At 36.3% G+C, this 15,819-nt stretch carries 15 protein-coding genes and 1 tRNA gene; 11 read left to right on the forward strand and 5 right to left on the reverse strand.

Annotated features, from left to right (window positions below):
• The first annotated feature begins 7 nt into the window (after positions 1 to 7).
• The 8 genes from IPH52_10120 (at position 8) to IPH52_10155 (ending at position 6,247) form a co-directional block, all read left to right on the forward strand.
• Complete coding sequence (locus IPH52_10120; GenBank protein ID MBK7055395.1) at positions 8 to 1,075, forward strand: chemotaxis response regulator protein-glutamate methylesterase; 1,068 nt, start codon at positions 8 to 10, stop codon at positions 1,073 to 1,075.
• Position 1,076: 1 nt separating this feature from the next.
• Positions 1,077 to 1,439 (forward strand): response regulator, encoded by a 363-nt coding sequence (locus IPH52_10125; GenBank protein ID MBK7055396.1) that lies wholly within the window; start codon positions 1,077 to 1,079, stop codon positions 1,437 to 1,439.
• A gap of 11 nt (positions 1,440 to 1,450) precedes the next feature.
• Positions 1,451 to 2,224: a segregation/condensation protein A gene (locus IPH52_10130; protein MBK7055397.1), complete on the forward strand. Its 774-nt coding sequence runs from the start codon at positions 1,451 to 1,453 to the stop codon at positions 2,222 to 2,224.
• Between the two features lie 2 nt (positions 2,225 to 2,226).
• Entirely contained in the window at positions 2,227 to 2,817 is a 591-nt protein-coding gene (gene scpB / locus IPH52_10135; GenBank protein ID MBK7055398.1) for an SMC-Scp complex subunit ScpB, read from the forward strand.
• Positions 2,810 to 3,889 carry a prephenate dehydratase gene (gene pheA / locus IPH52_10140; GenBank protein ID MBK7055399.1) on the forward strand — a complete coding sequence of 360 codons (1,080 nt, stop codon included), beginning with the start codon at positions 2,810 to 2,812 and terminating at the stop codon, positions 3,887 to 3,889. Before scpB ends, pheA begins: the two co-directional genes overlap by 8 nt.
• Positions 3,886 to 4,791 carry a prephenate dehydrogenase gene (locus IPH52_10145; protein MBK7055400.1) on the forward strand — a complete coding sequence of 302 codons (906 nt, stop codon included), beginning with the start codon at positions 3,886 to 3,888 and terminating at the stop codon, positions 4,789 to 4,791. The genes pheA and IPH52_10145 overlap by 4 nt, the downstream gene beginning before the upstream one ends.
• Before the next feature lie 49 nt (positions 4,792 to 4,840).
• A tRNA-Ile gene (locus IPH52_10150) sits at positions 4,841 to 4,914 on the forward strand.
• Between the two features lie 151 nt (positions 4,915 to 5,065).
• Positions 5,066 to 6,247 carry a hypothetical protein gene (locus IPH52_10155; protein MBK7055401.1) on the forward strand — a complete coding sequence of 394 codons (1,182 nt, stop codon included), beginning with the start codon at positions 5,066 to 5,068 and terminating at the stop codon, positions 6,245 to 6,247.
• Positions 6,248 to 6,251: 4 nt separating this feature from the next.
• On the opposite strand, the gene IPH52_10160 is transcribed toward IPH52_10155, so the two are convergent.
• The gene (locus tag IPH52_10160) at positions 6,252 to 7,166 is read right to left on the reverse strand and encodes a hypothetical protein (GenBank protein MBK7055402.1); all 915 of its coding nucleotides are present in this window, start codon (positions 7,164 to 7,166) and stop codon (positions 6,252 to 6,254) included.
• A 74-nt stretch (positions 7,167 to 7,240) separates the two neighbouring features.
• Between IPH52_10160 and IPH52_10165 the strand changes: the two genes are divergently transcribed.
• The gene (locus tag IPH52_10165) at positions 7,241 to 7,822 is read left to right on the forward strand and encodes a bifunctional nuclease family protein (GenBank protein MBK7055403.1); all 582 of its coding nucleotides are present in this window, start codon (positions 7,241 to 7,243) and stop codon (positions 7,820 to 7,822) included.
• A 10-nt stretch (positions 7,823 to 7,832) separates the two neighbouring features.
• On the opposite strand, the gene IPH52_10170 is transcribed toward IPH52_10165, so the two are convergent.
• Positions 7,833 to 8,948, reverse strand: a complete 1,116-nt coding sequence (locus IPH52_10170) for a hypothetical protein (GenBank protein ID MBK7055404.1) — start codon at positions 8,946 to 8,948, stop codon at positions 7,833 to 7,835.
• A complete protein-coding gene (locus IPH52_10175; protein ID MBK7055405.1) occupies positions 8,941 to 9,540 on the reverse strand; it encodes a hypothetical protein in 600 nt (199 codons plus the stop codon). Before IPH52_10175 ends, IPH52_10170 begins: the two co-directional genes overlap by 8 nt.
• Before the next feature lie 169 nt (positions 9,541 to 9,709).
• On the opposite strand from IPH52_10175, the gene IPH52_10180 reads away from it, so the two are divergent.
• Entirely contained in the window at positions 9,710 to 11,323 is a 1,614-nt protein-coding gene (locus tag IPH52_10180) for a fumarate hydratase (GenBank protein MBK7055406.1), read from the forward strand.
• A gap of 250 nt (positions 11,324 to 11,573) precedes the next feature.
• Here IPH52_10180 and IPH52_10185 read toward each other — a convergent pair whose 3' ends face one another.
• Together IPH52_10185 and IPH52_10190 are read right to left on the reverse strand one after the other, a co-directional pair.
• Positions 11,574 to 12,335: a hypothetical protein gene (locus tag IPH52_10185; protein ID MBK7055407.1), complete on the reverse strand. Its 762-nt coding sequence runs from the start codon at positions 12,333 to 12,335 to the stop codon at positions 11,574 to 11,576.
• 105 nt (positions 12,336 to 12,440) lie between these two features.
• Positions 12,441 to 14,381, reverse strand: a complete 1,941-nt coding sequence (locus tag IPH52_10190) for a hypothetical protein (GenBank protein MBK7055408.1) — start codon at positions 14,379 to 14,381, stop codon at positions 12,441 to 12,443.
• A gap of 157 nt (positions 14,382 to 14,538) precedes the next feature.
• Here IPH52_10190 and IPH52_10195 point away from each other — a divergent pair, with 157 nt between their 5' ends.
• The gene (locus IPH52_10195; protein MBK7055409.1) at positions 14,539 to 15,546 is read left to right on the forward strand and encodes an NAD(P)-dependent glycerol-3-phosphate dehydrogenase; all 1,008 of its coding nucleotides are present in this window, start codon (positions 14,539 to 14,541) and stop codon (positions 15,544 to 15,546) included.
• Positions 15,547 to 15,819: the final 273 nt, after the last annotated feature.

Genomic DNA, 15,819 nt, shown 5'->3' on the forward strand with positions numbered 1-15,819 from the left:
AGTTCAGTTGAATAGTGTAGATTTTAGCAGAAAAATTAGAGCAATTGTAATTGATGACTCTGCATTAGTTCGAAGCATTTTAACTGACCTCCTTCAATCGGATGGGACAATTGAAGTAATTGCAACTGGTAAAACTGGTTTAGAATGTGTTCAGTTGGCTGAAAAACTTTTGCCAGATGTAATTACACTAGATATAGAGATGCCGGTAATGGATGGCTTAACTGCACTTGAGAATTTGAGTAAAAAAAATATTAGAGTTGCAGTTATAATGCTTTCTGTATTAACTCAACATGGAGCGAAAGCAACGTTTCAAGCATTAGAGTTAGGTGCCATTGATTTTGTGCCAAAGCCTTCGAGTGCTATGCAAATGGATCTACAAGAGATTGGTTCGATCCTAAAAGCTAAAATACTAGGTTATTTTGATCATGAAGTAAAGCGAAAAGCCCCTAGAGTAAAAGTTAAAGTTGGAAATTTTCCAGAAAAGAAACATGTGCCCATTCGAGCTGTTGCTATTGGAACTTCAACAGGTGGTCCGAATGCGTTACATAGTCTTTTTAAGCAGATACCGGCGGATTTTCAGCGTCCAATTTTTGTAGTGCAGCATATGCCAGCAGGATTTACAAAGGCTTTTGCTGAAAGATTGGATGAATTTAGTAAGATCAAAGTAAAAGAAGCGGAAAATGGGGAAAATGTAGTTTCGGGCACTGCCTATATTGCTCCTGGAAATTATCATATGAAAATTCAAAGAAAAGATCAAACTGTTTCTATTGAATTGGAACAAGGACCCTTAGTAAATGGACATAGACCATCAGTTGATGTAACATTTGACAGTTTAAGGGCTTGTTATGGTAATGCATTAGTGGGAGTAATTATGACGGGTATGGGAAAGGACGGAGCGGATTCTATAAAAAGAGTCAAAGAAGTAGGAGGGGTTACATTGGCACAAGACGAAAAAACATCTGTGATTTATGGAATGAACAGGCAGGCGATTGAAGGCGGTGGGATTGATCAAGTTCTTCCATTGGCGGAAATTGTTCCTAATATTATACGTATTATTAAAGAAAGAGGAAATTAAAATGGCCAAGATTTTGGTTGTGGATGACGCTAAATTTATGCGAACCCTAGTAAAGGATGCCTTGACAGCAGTAGGTCATACCATTGTTGGAGAAGCGGAAAATGGGAATATTGCGATAGAGCAATATAAACTCTTACGTCCGGATCTTGTTACTATGGATATAACGATGAGAGAGAAAGATGGTATTGTTGCTACCGGAGAAATTATTAAAATGGATCCAAAGGCAAAGGTCATTATGGTAACTGCTCTTGGTCAAGAAGATTTATTAGCGAAAGCTATTAAGATGGGAGTTAAAGACTTTGTAGTAAAGCCATTCCCACCAGAGAGATTACAGCAGGCGGTAGCTAAGGCGCTTGGAATTTAGAAATTGAATCAATGGAAGTTACAGATGCACAAGAAGAAAAAGATTCTCTTCCATTTACAATCCGATGGAGTAATCCAGAAGGGGGTTATTCCGAAGGTCCTCTCTCACTTTTATGGAGTCTAATCGAAAGTTATAAAGTAGATATCTTTGATGTTTCGCTTTCTAAAATTACGGAAGACTTCATTCAATTCATAAAGCTATCTAAGACAATCTCCATAGAACTTAGCACTGAATTCATCAAAATGGCGGCTAATCTCGTTTATCTCAAGTCCAAGTCGCTATTACCAAATCCTGGCTTTGAAGAAATTGAAACGGATACAAAGCTTCCAAAGGAATTAGTAGAAAAACTTTTAGAACATAAGAAGTTTCAATTGGCGGGCAGAAAGTTAGGTGAGATAGATGAAATTAGTGCAGGAGTATTCAGAAGAGAATCAAATCAAATATTAATCGATTTTCCGACCGATGAAAATTGGTTAGATTTAGATTTACTTGATCTTATTTCTGCATTTAATAATATTCTTGAGACAAGAGCGGTTAATGAAGAAATCCCCAATTTATTAGTAGCGGATCAAGATTATTCTATTGATACAAAAATTAAGACGATAGAAGAGCTATTAGATAAAAGAAGAGAAATTGATTTTTCTGATATATTTGATTCTACTGAACCGGATACATATGATGTCGTCTTTTCTTTTCTAGCGCTTTTAGAGATTGTTAAATTAAAAAAAGTTGGAATTAAGCAACATAAAATGTTTGGAAATATCAAAATATATTTGGTCAGTTGATATTGGAAAATAATCAAAATACAAGAGAATATAACAAGGGTTTAATCGAGGCATTGATTTTTCTTTCGGGGGAACCTGTAAAGCTAGCCAGCCTTGCTGATTCAATTAAACTGGAAAAAGCATTCGTCAGAGAACTACTCGATGAACTAATACTTGATTATTCTGAAAAGAACGGTGGATTTCTACTAAAAGAAATTGCTGGAGGCTATCAGTTCTTAACCAACGAAGTATACTATAAAATCTTAGGCAATATTTTTAAAGAAAAAAAAAGAGAGACACTTTCTCGTGGAACTCTTGATACATTAGCCATTATCTCCTACAAACAACCAATTACTCTTCCTGAGATTGACGAAATACGCGGAGTATCCTCTCGTAACATGGTATCTACTCTGATTGCTAAAAAGTTAGTAAAAGCGGTAGGTCAAAAAGAAGTTCCCGGTAGACCTACCTTATACGGAACTACGAATGAATTTTTAATTCATTTTGGACTCAATAAACTTTCTGATTTACCAATGCCTGTCGAAGTGAAAGAATTAAAGTTTGAAGATTTAGATGACCTAAAGCCTGAAAAGGAAGAAATATTCGATGAATGAAGACCTATCAAATTTACGATCTAGAATAGATGAACTTGATACAGAGATTGTAAATAAAATTCAAGAACGAGCTGCTATTGCCAGTAAAATTGGCGAAGTGAAGAGAGCAAAGGGAGAAGAAATATTTCGTCCTGATAGAGAGAAGGATGTGTATAAGAAGGTAACAAAGAATAACCTCGGACCTCTTCCCGATCAAGCATTAATTTCTATTTACCGCGAAATCATGTCAGGCTCTATAGCAATCGAGAAGGCTTTAGATGTTGGCTATCTTGGACCGGAAGGATCTTTTTCCAATCAAGCAACTAGAGAAAGATTTGGAGCATCTATTAAATCGACTCCCTTTTCCTCTATTCCTGAAGTCTTTAAGGCGGTAGAAGCTAGAAAATGTGATTATGGTGTTGTCCCGATTGAGAATTCTACGGAAGGTCTTGTCAACTCTACACTTGATATGTTTCTAAATTCGGAATTATTAATCTATTCTGAAATATACATGAGAATCTCAATTCATCTTTTAGGATTCGAGACTGATTTATCAAAGATTAAAACGTTATACGGAATACGCATTGCCAATTCACAATGTAAGAACTGGATTTCTGCTAATTTGCCTAATGTGGAAATAATTGAAACTTCTTCGACTACCAAAGCAGCCATGATGGTTGCAGAAAAAAAAGAAGGCGTAGCAATTGCTTCTAAAATCGCTGCTGACATTTATGGATTAAATGTTGTACGTGAGTCTATTGAAGATTTGCCGAACAATACTACAAGATTTCTTATCATAGGTAAGTCTCAGTGTCTTCCTACGGGAAATGATAAAACCTCGATTGTATTCTCAGTAGCTGATAAGCCCGGCTCACTTTACACTGCACTGAAACCTTTCTTTGAGAATAATATTAATTTGACGAAAGTAGAGTCTAGACCGACAAGAAGAAATTCATGGGAGTATAACTTCTTCATTGATTTCAACGGTCATGAGAAAGATGAAATTATTAGTAAAGTCTTAGGTGATTTAAAAGAGAAAGCAACCTTCTTACGTATCCTAGGATCTTATCCTGCGACAGAGCCTTTGCTTTGAACTCACCATTTAATAAAATATTAATCTATGGGTTGGGGCTAATGGGTGCTTCTCTTTCTTTAGCCATTCGAAAGAAAGAACTTAGCTGTGAGGTAATTGGCGTTGTCCGCTCTGAGAAAAGTCGTTTAGAAGGAATGAGCCAGAAGATTGCGGATAGGATTTTTTTAGAAGAAGATTTTTTAAAATCAAATTCATGGAATGAATATGATTTAGTTATTTTTTCCTTACCGGTTGATTTAACATGCGATAAGATTGATTTGATTCCTGAAAATTATAAAGGCTTTATTACCGATCTAGGCTCTACTAAAAAATTCATTATAGATAAAGTAGAATCCAAATTTAAAGCAGGGCATAATTACTATTCGTCCCATCCAATGACTGGCTCCGAACAATCAGGGATGAGTTACGCAAAAGCTGATTTATATGAAAATCGTCTTTGTATTTTGACTGAACCAAAAGGAACTTCCAGGGACGCAATTCAAAAGATGACTCATTTCTGGAAGATGATTGGATCTATAACAATAGAGATGAGTGCTACAGAGCATGATGAAATTCTTTCTTATCTTTCGCATACTCCGCATATATTGTCTTCCATTTTAGTAAATTGGGCATATCAAAATGAAAAGGTAAAATACTATACTGAAAAATCTCCTATTCCTATAACCGGGGGAGGCTTCCGAGACATGACTAGAATTGCTGGCTCGAATCCAGAAATGTGGAATGCAATTATTAATACGAATAAAAATTCAATACACGATTCTTTATTAGAGTTTAGAAAGGAAATAGATTGTCTGATTCAATCGCTAGAATCTGTTGATGAAAAGTCAGACCAAGAGTTTTGGAAGAAATATTTTTTAAAGTCGAAAGAGTCGAGAAGCCAAATCTTTAAGATAAACCAATAAAACAGTTGCGAATTCCGTAATTCCTAAAAAACTGGCAGCATACGTCTAAGGGCCTATAGCTCAGTTGGTTAGAGCGGCAGACTCATAATCTGCGGGTCGAAGGTTCGAGTCCTTCTGGGCCCATACATGTATTTTTTTGTTATCAAGTGAATTGAAATTGAAAAGTAAGATTTCGATAGATTCGGTCTCAAATTTCAAACTTTTAAAAAAAAATCCAATTATCCTATTGATTCCTGCGCGAATGGTAAATGCCCCACTTGTCTAAAGATTCGAATTGCAAATAAAACTTAATCCCAATCCTATCGCTAAAGCTATGCATTCTTGGAACTTAAAAAAAATACAACAAACGATTTTGTTTTTTCTTCTAATTTTCATTCTTACAATTTTACCCGGTTGTCTTTTTCAAGAAAGAAAGAAGACAAACAGCAAACTGCATGGGAAGAAAACGCAAACTGAATTCTTGACTCCAGAGAAAGCTTTGCAAAAAGCTAAGACAGTAAATGAAGAGATTTTTTCCAAGCAAGATATATCGGATGCTAGAAGTGTTACTGTAAAAGACTTACTAGACCAATTAAGAATTAAAAAAGATGAATATTGCAGTAATAAGATAAATGATCTAGATGATTTTCCGGTTGATCCGGCGAATATGTGTTGTGATCTAAATTTTATGAATATCGATCCACGAAAGGGAAAGATTCATTATGGTTTTGATATTCCATTAGGAATTGGAACTTCGCTGAAATGTCCTGATAAAGAAGATTGTCTTGTGGTTCGAGTGTATCCTGAATGGGTAACAAGGGATGGAGTGCCCAAACAAACCATTTACGGCGAATCGTTGTTAGTCTACTTTAAGAAGGCAGGCTACTTTGGATTTTACGCTCATTTAAAAAAAGTATTCGGTAGACAGGGACGCATTTTTAATTATAAAGAAGTAATGGCTCTTTCCGGCAATAGCGGGAGCTTATCTACTGGGGCGCATTTGCATTTTACTATTTTTAGAAATCAAGATTGTTCTAATGGAGTCTTTGATGAGAAGATGCGTCTGGCTGTCTTAGATACAATCGAAGAGATTAAAGTATTCGAAGCAAAAGAAAAAGGAATAGATCCTTCTTCTTTAAGCTTAGAAGAAAGAGGGGCAGCCGAAGTTCTAAAACGATGTAAGGTTAATCTCAGCCAAGAGGCGAACCGTGCTTGTATCGTAAGAAATTTTCCGCGCGATTTTATTGATCCATTAGAAGTGACATCTGATCATACCATTCAAAAGCTGGTTTTAGAAATCAACCCCAAGCGTATGAGAGACAGGGATGTATTAAGACTATTTTCTTATCATCAAAAAGTAAGAAACAATTCAGGAATTCATTCAGACATTTTAAAAGTAGGGGAAACAATTCCGACTAACGCTACCGATCTAAGAGAACTCTTGCGAGATGTAAATATCTTAGGAGAGGAGATGTAAGGTGTTAAAATATAGGTCCTTCTATTTCGACTGTTGCTGTGTCTAATCCTGCTTTGCCGCCAATTACTTCAATTTGTTTCGTTGGTTGTTGGATATGAAAGATCACTTTAAAAACGGAATGATTGTAACTTCGAAAGAGTTCTAAAACTGTAATTGTCTCGCCTTCTGCTATTAAGATTGGAAATTCAAAACTTGAAATAAGGTATTGTAGGTCATGTTTGAGCGGAAGATTTATTTTCTTAATTGGTTTCATTGTAAACTTATAAAGCTTATCGTCTTCTGCTTCTTTTTTTTCCGTATAGATTCCGCTGTTTTCTTCGAATAGATAGGCGTTCTCTTTCAAGAAAAATTCGTGAGGTATATACTTATAGTGCAGAGTTTTAATTTCAGGAAAAGGAAATTCTTTTAGTGGATTAATATGATAGAAAAGAAATCCAATGCTTAAGACTAGAGCAGGAATTTGTATTTTGATTGGCTTAATGAATAGAAGTAAAAGACCACTGAGTCCAATGATTGGATTTTGTGTTTTAAGTAGTGAGTAAGAAATAATCTTAATTTCCCCGAAAGTAATTTCCTCGAATCCAAATAAAAGAAAGAAAATATAGGGAGATAGAAGGACAGATAATAGGGGGGCATAAAAATCGAAAGATTTCTTAGTTACGTAGACAACTATCCCAATTACAACCAACAGAGCAAGAATTGTATAGCCGTTGAAGTAAATTGATTTGCATAGAAACAGTTTTGTATCGAAGCGAGAACTCAGATAAAACAAAGAATAGAATGAAAGCGAGAAACCTAGGAAGACGGGAATTTTTTTAAGTTTGTCTATGAGCCTTTTATTTTGAAAAGAAAATAGATTCCAGAAGAGGCATGTAAAAATACCCAGATTGAAAGAAAATGAAATAGCTTCGAGTAACATATTTAACCGAAATTTGTTTAATGACCATATTATTTTGGCTTTAAAAAAAACTAACTACAATAATATTGTATTTAATGGACTTGATAGAAGTAAAAATTTCCGATATCACTCTTACAAATGTTGGGTTTGCCGTTTTTTTGAAGCCAAAAGAAGAAACCGCTGACTCTAAAGTTGTCCCGATTTTTATCGGTCCTCTTGAAACACATGCAATTACAAGTGTTTTAGACGGAATCACCCCACCTAGACCGATGACACATGATCTGATCATGATGTTTATTCCTGTTCTTGGAGCGCAGGTTATTAAAGTTACCATTGACGAAATTATTGACAATACTTTCTACGCAAAAATTTCCATTCGCAAAGATGAAGAAATCTTTCTAATTGATGCAAGACCTTCCGACTCGATTGCGATTGCACTTCGAGCAGAGGCTCCGATTTTTATTACGCAAAGCGTTCTCGATGAGGCGGGTGTAGTTATGAAAGGGGGAGAAATTCCTTCCGAGTCAGGTCTAGATGAGCTTACACCAGTTGAGCCAGTTCCAAGAACCCAACTTCAAATTTTAGAAGAGTCTCTTTCTGTTGCAATAAAGAATGAGGACTACGAATCCGCTGCTCGAATTCGAGATCAGATAAAGAAGATTATCGGAAATTCTTAATCCAAATTCCTTACTTGCTCTTTTGCTTAACTTGTTTATATAGGTCTAAAAGTTTCCAATCTTCTGGAGAAAATTCCGTGCTTGTAAGAATGAGTTCTTTGTTATTGTTTTCATAGATAATATAATCGCGAGCGACTACCCAGAATTTGTCGGCGATTACTGGATAGACTCTTTTCTTGATTGACGTTCCCCATTTATAAATGCTTCCTGATTTGCCGGAAATAAATTCATTTGCCTTGGTAGTTGGGAATGGATTTATTTCGTTGTAGGTAATTGGAAATCCTTTTGTGATGCTTGGTTCTCCGTAAGAGGTATATTTAATTTCTCGTAGCAGAAGAGAGCCAACGACTCCTGATAATACAAATGCATTTTTTCCATTGCCGTAATAAAGCTTAGGAGTAAGAATTTCGGAGGCTAATTTTGTTATGCTACTATCTTTGGGATTAAACCAATATAGATTGTAAACACCTGCATTTCCGAAGAAGATTAGAAATGTTTTAGCAATGGAGAAGATATGAGTTCTATTTTTTATGTTGGGGTAAATCGATTCAAACCGCTCTTTTGTGACAAGTAGTTTTGGTTTTTTTGGCTCTTTGAGGGTTTCTTCGTAAAGGTTTTCATTGATAAAATAGTATATACTTGAACCGTCAGACGACACAGCTGATCTATTCTTACAAGAAACATACGTATCCGAAAGATAAGATGGCTTTGGCTCTATGAGAGATACATTTACCATTCTACAACCCGCCCCATTGGGAAGTTTGAATAATACAATCGCATATTCCGCTTCAGAGGATACACTAATCATTTCGGGGACATCGGGAAATGTTAGACTTTTGCTTAAAGGGTTTGCTAAATCTCTAAATGTGATTTGTTTGTCTTCTGTCCAGACCACTCTATTTCTATCGTTGGATACTTCTATTATCCGCGGATTCGTTGGCTTTTTGTTAGAGAGTATTTCGTCTGACGTTCGTTTGCCTTCTAGTTTACTCTTTATCTTATCTTGAGCTAGCGAAAATTTTTCATCTTCAATTAGTGTGTCTATGTCTTTTACGATTGCCTCATTCTTGTTCTCGCAGGAAATAAGAAATAGAAGAGTTAAACAGTAGATTAGCCGCTTATTCATTGGCTTGTGTTATTTCTCCCGATTCAATTAAAATATCTTTCGCAAAAATCCCACTCGCTGTAGCAGCTACATACTTTGTATCTAAGTAAGTTAAACCACCGGTTAAAGCAGCACCTAGAAGTGGCAGCCATTTTAAGAGTTGCGTTCGAATTAATTTTTTAGAAAGATTCATTCCTAGTTTTTCTAAAAGAGATTCTATGAAGCGAATCGTAGTAGGGCGGATAATGATCTTTGTCCCCACATCCTCGAGTAGACGCTCAACTAGATGAAGGCTAGTCTGTTTGAACATACAGTAAATCAAAAGTTCTTTGTTGACAAGTGCTTCCTTCCCATAAAGCGAAGCTATGTCCTTAATCAAATGTCCCTGGATTCGGTATACCATAAAGAGTTCTGGAAGGATTGTGAATATGCTGAATAATCCCGTTGGAAGAGAAAGCCCTGCACTAATACCGGCAGTCTTTAAAGCCGCCGACTGTGTAAGCTCTTCTGCAATTTCTGCCGGATCGCCTACCGTTTCTGCATACGGACTATTGTAGGCTTCGATTCCTGTGATTAAATCAAAAGCACGCTCAGTAAAATTATCTTTCGCCATAAGTTAAGTTAAAATTACAATAAGCCTATTTGGCAATAGAAAATTTTCTGACTACTCAGTCTGTCTTTTTCTTCTTTTTGTGGAAGGGGAGAGTTTCAGTTGATTTTTAAGTTTGAATCTACACAGTAGTCTTAGAAAATTCATTTTATATTATTAGAGGAAAACCCCCATGCCTGATTTCATTTATTCCGATCCATTTCCAACGGGAGCTGATACGACTCCTTACAAATTACTGACCAAGGATTATGTTTCTACAATTCCATTTGGAGATAAAGAAATTCTCAAAGTGGAGCCGGAGGCTTTAACATTATTAGCAAAACGGGCAATGGAAGATGTTTCCTTTTTCCTACGTCCCGGACATCTCGAAAAAGTTCGCAAGATTTTGGATGACCCAGAAGCAACCGACAATGATAAATTTGTTGCCACAGCTCTTTTGAAAAATGCCGTGATAGCTGCGGATATGCAATTGCCTTCCTGTCAGGATACGGGAACTGGAATCGTGATTGGCAAAAAAGGAGAGTATGTGATTACGGGAGGCGGAGATAGTGAGGCGATTTCCAAAGGGATTTTCCAAACCTATGTTGAGCGTAATCTGCGTTATTCTCAGGTTGTTCCACTTACCATGTATGAAGAGAAAAACTCTGGAAGTAATCTACCCGCACAAATTGATGTTTACTCGACAGATGGGAATGAATATAAATTTTTATTCCTCGCCAAAGGAGGAGGCTCTGCAAACAAAACCTATCTCTACCAAGAAACAAAAGCATTACTCAATCCAGACTCTCTGGAGAAATTTATTATTGATAAAGTAAATAATTTGGGAACAGCGGCTTGTCCTCCCTATCATATTGCTGTTGTGATCGGTGGCACTTCTGCTGAGATGACTTTGAAAACTGTAAAGCTTGCCTCTACGGGATACTTAGATCATTTGCCTACTTCGGGCGGAAAAGAAGGCTATGCATTCCGTGATATAGAACTCGAAGAGAAAATGCTAAAAGCAGCCCAAAAATCCGGAATCGGAGCCCAATTCGGTGGTAAGTATTTAGCACACGATTTTCGAATCATTCGCTTGCCGCGTCATGGTGCATCCTGTCCGGTGGGACTCGGTGTAAGCTGTAGCGCCGATCGCAATATCAAAGCAAAGATTACCAAGGATGGAATCTTTCTCGAACAATTGGAATACGAGCCAATCAAATATTTACCTAATTTCGAAAAGATACAAATCTCCGGTGACTCGGTGCATATCAATCTAAACCAACCCATGTCAGAGATTCAAAAAATACTTACCAAATATCCGGTTAAGACTAGAGTCATGTTATCGGGTAAGCTAGTTGTAGCTCGGGACATTGCCCATGCCAAATTAAAAGAGAAACTGGATAAAGGAGAAGCCTTACCGGATTATTTCAAAAATCATCCTATTTATTATGCAGGCCCTGCAAAAACTCCAGAGGGAATGCCATCCGGTTCTTTCGGTCCAACCACAGCTGGACGTATGGACAGTTATGTTCCTCTGTTTCAGGAAAAAGGGTATTCTATGGTAACTCTCGCAAAGGGCAATCGCTCCAAGATTGTAACAGAAAGTTGTAAGAAAAACGGTGGGTTTTATCTCGGCTCTATTGGGGGACCTGCGGCACTACTCGCGAAAGAAAACATCAAAAAAGTAGAAGTTTTGGATTTCCCAGAACTAGGAATGGAAGCAATCTGGTCGATTGAAGTAGAAAATTTCCCTGCCTTTATAGTCGTTGACGACAAGGGCAATGATTTCTTTCAAATGCTAACCTAAACAAACGCTCCAACGGACTGTGTAGAACAAATCTTTTTTTTACACAGTCCCAGTCCCTCGGTTGTATATCTAATCAAACTCATCGTGATGTTTTCTTTTTCTATTCTATCCCACAAATTTAAAAGGTTAAAACAATATCAGATTGCTCCTTACTCATAAAAAGGTGTTTTGAAATTAACGGGGTAAATTTTTGTCTCAATTTAAAAGCTTTGCTGTTTGCTCCTCTTAAAGGGTATAGGGTAAAATGCAACTAGGTTGTCTTTGTTGTAGTTGCCTGTTTTTTTAGAAAGGCTACATAGTCGTCCAAAGAAAGAAAAAGATTTGTTGTATCTTCTAGATTGCTTGAAGCGATTATAAAACCCATATGCTTCCCCGCGATAATCGAAATTTTCTTATTTCCAAAAAGACCTATAATTTTTTCTAAAATATTGAGTTCGTCCATGATAAGATCCGGCAAATCTCGAATATCCAGACTTACGCTTTTGGGAATTAAACTTTTTAAAAATTCTGGATTAAAGATATTTCGAATTTCTGGTAAAACATATTTCATTCCTGATTTAAAAGAAATCAAAGTAATAGTATCTGTTGGGTTTTCAATGACAATATGGTGCTTTCTAAAAATGATATTGTCCTTTTTCTGTTCTCGTGCAACGATCAAAAGGCTTTTTACCTTTTCAATGAATTTTACCTTGTTGACTGGCTTTACGAAATAATCATGAACACCCGTCTTGCGGATATTTTCTAACAGGTTTCTATCATTGGATCGAATCGTTGGGATGATAGGAATATCCTTAGTGATAGGATCCTTTCTTAAAGCTAAGAGAGCTGCCATCGTTTCCCGGTCGTTGGATTCGATTGCTATAACAATCAGTTCAGGCAGAACGGATTTTGTCAGCTCGATTCCCTTTTTGATTTCGTGAATTCTCACTGTCTTATATTTATAACTCTGTAGGAAAGCGTCAATGTCCTTGGCTTCTGGTTCGTTTGTATCTATAATTACAATGGTTTGCATTTCTAATTTATTACCTAATCTTCCTAATGTGACTTAGTCCAGAATAATATTCTAGAATTCGTGTAATTTAATGTGAGCCCAAATAAAAGCAAGTCTTTTTTCATTTCACCTTGCAAGTTTAATTGATAACGGTCTGTAGAGTTTACTTAAGGTTATCTTCAAGAAATTTTTCGAATTCTTGATTGGATTCGGAATAAACACATAGTAGACTGCCCTTGAAAGAGTATTTTTTTTGAACAATTCCCACGCAATTTCTCGCTTAGTTCCGAATTCATAGGAATAGGAATGCCTGCTGTGCCTTGTGTCATCTGCCTGAAAATTTTCGACAGACTTAATTCGTCCTGATTCATCAAATAGAGAGATGGTCTTAGCGATTTGCTTCTTATTTGGGCAGGGCTTTTGGTTGGAATCAAAGTATTGAATGAGAGAATAGCAATCTTCTTCCTTTTTGGCTTTGGCTAAGCAGGCTTTATTATATTGATAATTGATTTTTCCAATTCCTTCTGAATTATTAGTAGGAGTAAGATTTGCATTCAAATACAATTCCTCGGTTTTATTTCCGTCACCGTTTAAAGTTACCATCATTTTTGCGAAGCCCAGGTTACTTTCTATGTATTTATTTTCTGAATTAAAGTTTTCAATTGATATGAGTTTGCCATCTTTATTAAAGGTTCTAATTTGTTTTGCAAATCCATCATCTCCCTCTGTTAATTTTCCATCTAAACTATAATACTCTTCGGAAAGCATTTCTCTTCCTTTGAAAGAAGCGGTATATTTGGCATAGCCGTCACGGGAATTGATTGGTTTATCATTGCCATCAAAGTATTCTTCTAATATTTCATTTCCAAATGAGTCATACTTTTGCAGCATAACAGCATAACCCTCTCCACTAAATTTGGGTTTATTCTCTGTATCGAAGTATTCTGTTTTTATTTCTTTGCCTTCTCTAGAAATGGTTGTAGTCGTTTTAACAATAGCGACCTCCAATACTTCGTTTATTTTTAATTTGCCTTCTGTGTCAAAGAACTTAGTCGTTTTAATAGTTGTGTCGTCTTTTGTTTCCATTTCGGAAGTCGTGCGAGCGATTCCATCTGCCGGGTCTAATTTCAATTTGCCGTCTTGTCCGTATTCTTCTTCTAGAGTCACAATACCATCATTTGAATATTCAAAAATATATTTTGCAAACCCTTTGCCGTCTTCTTTTAATTTTCCATTGGCATCTCTAAATTCTGTGTAGATTTTATTGCCTTTGTTGTCATATTTAAAAATGGATTTTGCAATTCCTTTTGTGTTTTCTTTCGCAAGACCTTTTTTATCAAAGCTTTCTTGTAAAATGAGTTTCCCTCTTTCGGAAGTTGTATAGTCGTATGTAAATGATTCGCTGGCTATTCCTTCTTTGTTTTCTTTTGGCTTTTCATTTTCTCCAAAAAAATTGGAAGTTAAACGATTTCCCCTTGCGTCGTAGGTATATGCGTATTTTGCGATGCCGCTGGAGTCTTCTTTGTATTTACCGGCGGTGTCAAAGTATTCTACAAGAGTTCTTTTTCCATTCAGATTGTATTTGTATTTTATTTTTGAAATCTTATGTTTGTTTGCATTTGGTTTTTTATTTTCATCTAGAAATTCTTCCTGCGTTTTATTTCCAACTGAATCATAAAGAATTTTTTTAAATATTGCTTTGCCATTTTTTTTCTTACCTAAAAAAGTAATCAGTTCGAAGCCATCATTTAGTATCTTAACTTTATTTGTCAATAGGAGGTTCTTGTCTATGTCATATTCTTTGACTTTGAAGGTCTTGTCTTTTTCATCGTATTTTATTTTTGCAATGGCAAGTCCGTCCATCTCAACTAGGTGTTCACTGTCTTGTTCTACTTTGATAAATGAAATACTTTTTCTTTTTCCATACTTGTCATACTTTACTTTGGAATAAGTGGGGCTCTTACCTTTTGTGGAAAATAAAATATTCTCTTCTTCCTCGGCTAGTATAAAAGAAAAGGAAAAACTAATTGCGAAAATAAATACGGAAAGGAAACGAATTGTAAACATTGAATATCTCCTGCATGTATAATTAATTTACAAAATGTCATTGTCAATCGAATATGTGAAATTAAATTCTTTCTTTGAGAAAAGAATTTAATTTGAAAATTTATCTTGCCCGCTTTCCTATATGTTAGATTTTAATGTATTTATGAGAGGATAAAAAATGCTGGAAGTAAAACAAATTGGAGTGATTGGAGCCGGATCTTATGGAAACGCACTAGCGTTACACGTAGCGCGCAAAGGCTTTCCGACCAAAATCTGGGCTTATGAAAAAGAAGTTGTAGAGGATATAAACACGAATCATGAAAATTCTATTTTTTTAAAAGGGTATAAATTGCCTGAGAATTTGACTGCGACAAATAATATCGAAGAGTGCATGAATTTTGGAGAGGCAATCCTTTCCGTGATGCCAACGCCACATGTAGCAAGGATGATGAGTCAAATTACTCCGTTTATTAGGGAGGGGCAATCCATTGTTAGCTGTTCAAAGGGAATTGAAAATGAATCCCTTGAAATTCCATCTGAAATTATGGAAAGAGTTTTACCTGAAAAATTTCATCATCAATTAGCCTATCTTTCTGGACCATCATTTGCTAAGGAAGTTGCCGGTGGACTTCCGACTGCTGTTACTGTTGCAAGCGCAAATTTAAAACTTGCCGCTCATGTTCAGCAATTTATGTCAAATAAACATTTCAGGTGTTATACAACTTCGGATGTTACTGGAGTAGAGCTTTGTGGAGCTCTGAAAAACGTAATAGCGATTGCTGCCGGAATTGCGGATGGACTCGGATTTGGATACAATACCAGAGCTGCTCTAATTACGCGTGGGCTAGGCGAGATTAACCGCATAGCAGTTGAAAAGAAAGCCAATCCACTTACGATGCTGGGTCTTGCCGGTATGGGAGATTTAGTTTTAACTTGCACGGGGGATTTGTCTCGTAACCGCACCGTCGGTTTTAAGATTGGACAAGGAGAAAAACTAAAAGATATTCTAGATCATATGCGAATGGTCGCAGAAGGCGTGTTAACCTCTAAGAGTGCTTATTTGCTAAGTAAGAAGCTTGAAGTGGAAGTTCCCATCATGGAGCAAGTTTACCGTATCCTCTACGAAGACCAGGATCCAAAGAGGACAGTGGAAAATCTAATGTCAAGAGAACTGAAAGGAGAATAGGCAATATTTACCTAGTCTTTTTAATCATCTTAAATAAGTTGTTTTAAAGACTGGGTTCTTTTTATATAACTAGACATTTCGGCTGTGAATGCCGACTATTCACCGGAACTCAGGGGTTGTGTAAAAACAAAGATTTTAATAAACCACGAAGAACACGAAGTTCACGAAGGTTAAAATTTCCTAGGAAATTTTGTTTTTTTCTTCTTCATGTCCTTCGTGCTCTTCGTGGTAAAAAGAATGTTTTTACACAGTCCCAATGTAAGGTGAGTAAAT

The sequence above is a fragment of the Leptospiraceae bacterium genome, assembly GCA_016708435.1.
In the GTDB taxonomy this organism is placed as follows: Bacteria; Spirochaetota; Leptospiria; order Leptospirales; family Leptospiraceae; genus UBA2033.

What these genes read in the sequence shown, in the direction of transcription:
- pheA (MBK7055399.1), top strand. Translation starts at nt 2,810, where the DNA reads ATGAATGAAGACCTATCAAATTTACGATCTAGAATAGATGAACTTGAT.
- IPH52_10185 (MBK7055407.1), bottom strand. Translation starts at nt 12,335, where the DNA reads ATGCAAACCATTGTAATTATAGATACAAACGAACCAGAAGCCAAGGAC.
- IPH52_10160 (MBK7055402.1), bottom strand. Translation starts at nt 7,166, where the DNA reads ATGTTACTCGAAGCTATTTCATTTTCTTTCAATCTGGGTATTTTTACA.
- IPH52_10190 (MBK7055408.1), bottom strand. Translation starts at nt 14,381, where the DNA reads ATGTTTACAATTCGTTTCCTTTCCGTATTTATTTTCGCAATTAGTTTT.
- IPH52_10130 (MBK7055397.1), top strand. Translation starts at nt 1,451, where the DNA reads ATGGAAGTTACAGATGCACAAGAAGAAAAAGATTCTCTTCCATTTACA.
- IPH52_10170 (MBK7055404.1), bottom strand. Translation starts at nt 8,948, where the DNA reads ATGAATAAGCGGCTAATCTACTGTTTAACTCTTCTATTTCTTATTTCC.
- IPH52_10180 (MBK7055406.1), top strand. Translation starts at nt 9,710, where the DNA reads ATGCCTGATTTCATTTATTCCGATCCATTTCCAACGGGAGCTGATACG.
- IPH52_10175 (MBK7055405.1), bottom strand. Translation starts at nt 9,540, where the DNA reads ATGGCGAAAGATAATTTTACTGAGCGTGCTTTTGATTTAATCACAGGA.
- IPH52_10195 (MBK7055409.1), top strand. Translation starts at nt 14,539, where the DNA reads ATGCTGGAAGTAAAACAAATTGGAGTGATTGGAGCCGGATCTTATGGA.
- IPH52_10165 (MBK7055403.1), top strand. Translation starts at nt 7,241, where the DNA reads ATGGACTTGATAGAAGTAAAAATTTCCGATATCACTCTTACAAATGTT.
- IPH52_10125 (MBK7055396.1), top strand. Translation starts at nt 1,077, where the DNA reads ATGGCCAAGATTTTGGTTGTGGATGACGCTAAATTTATGCGAACCCTA.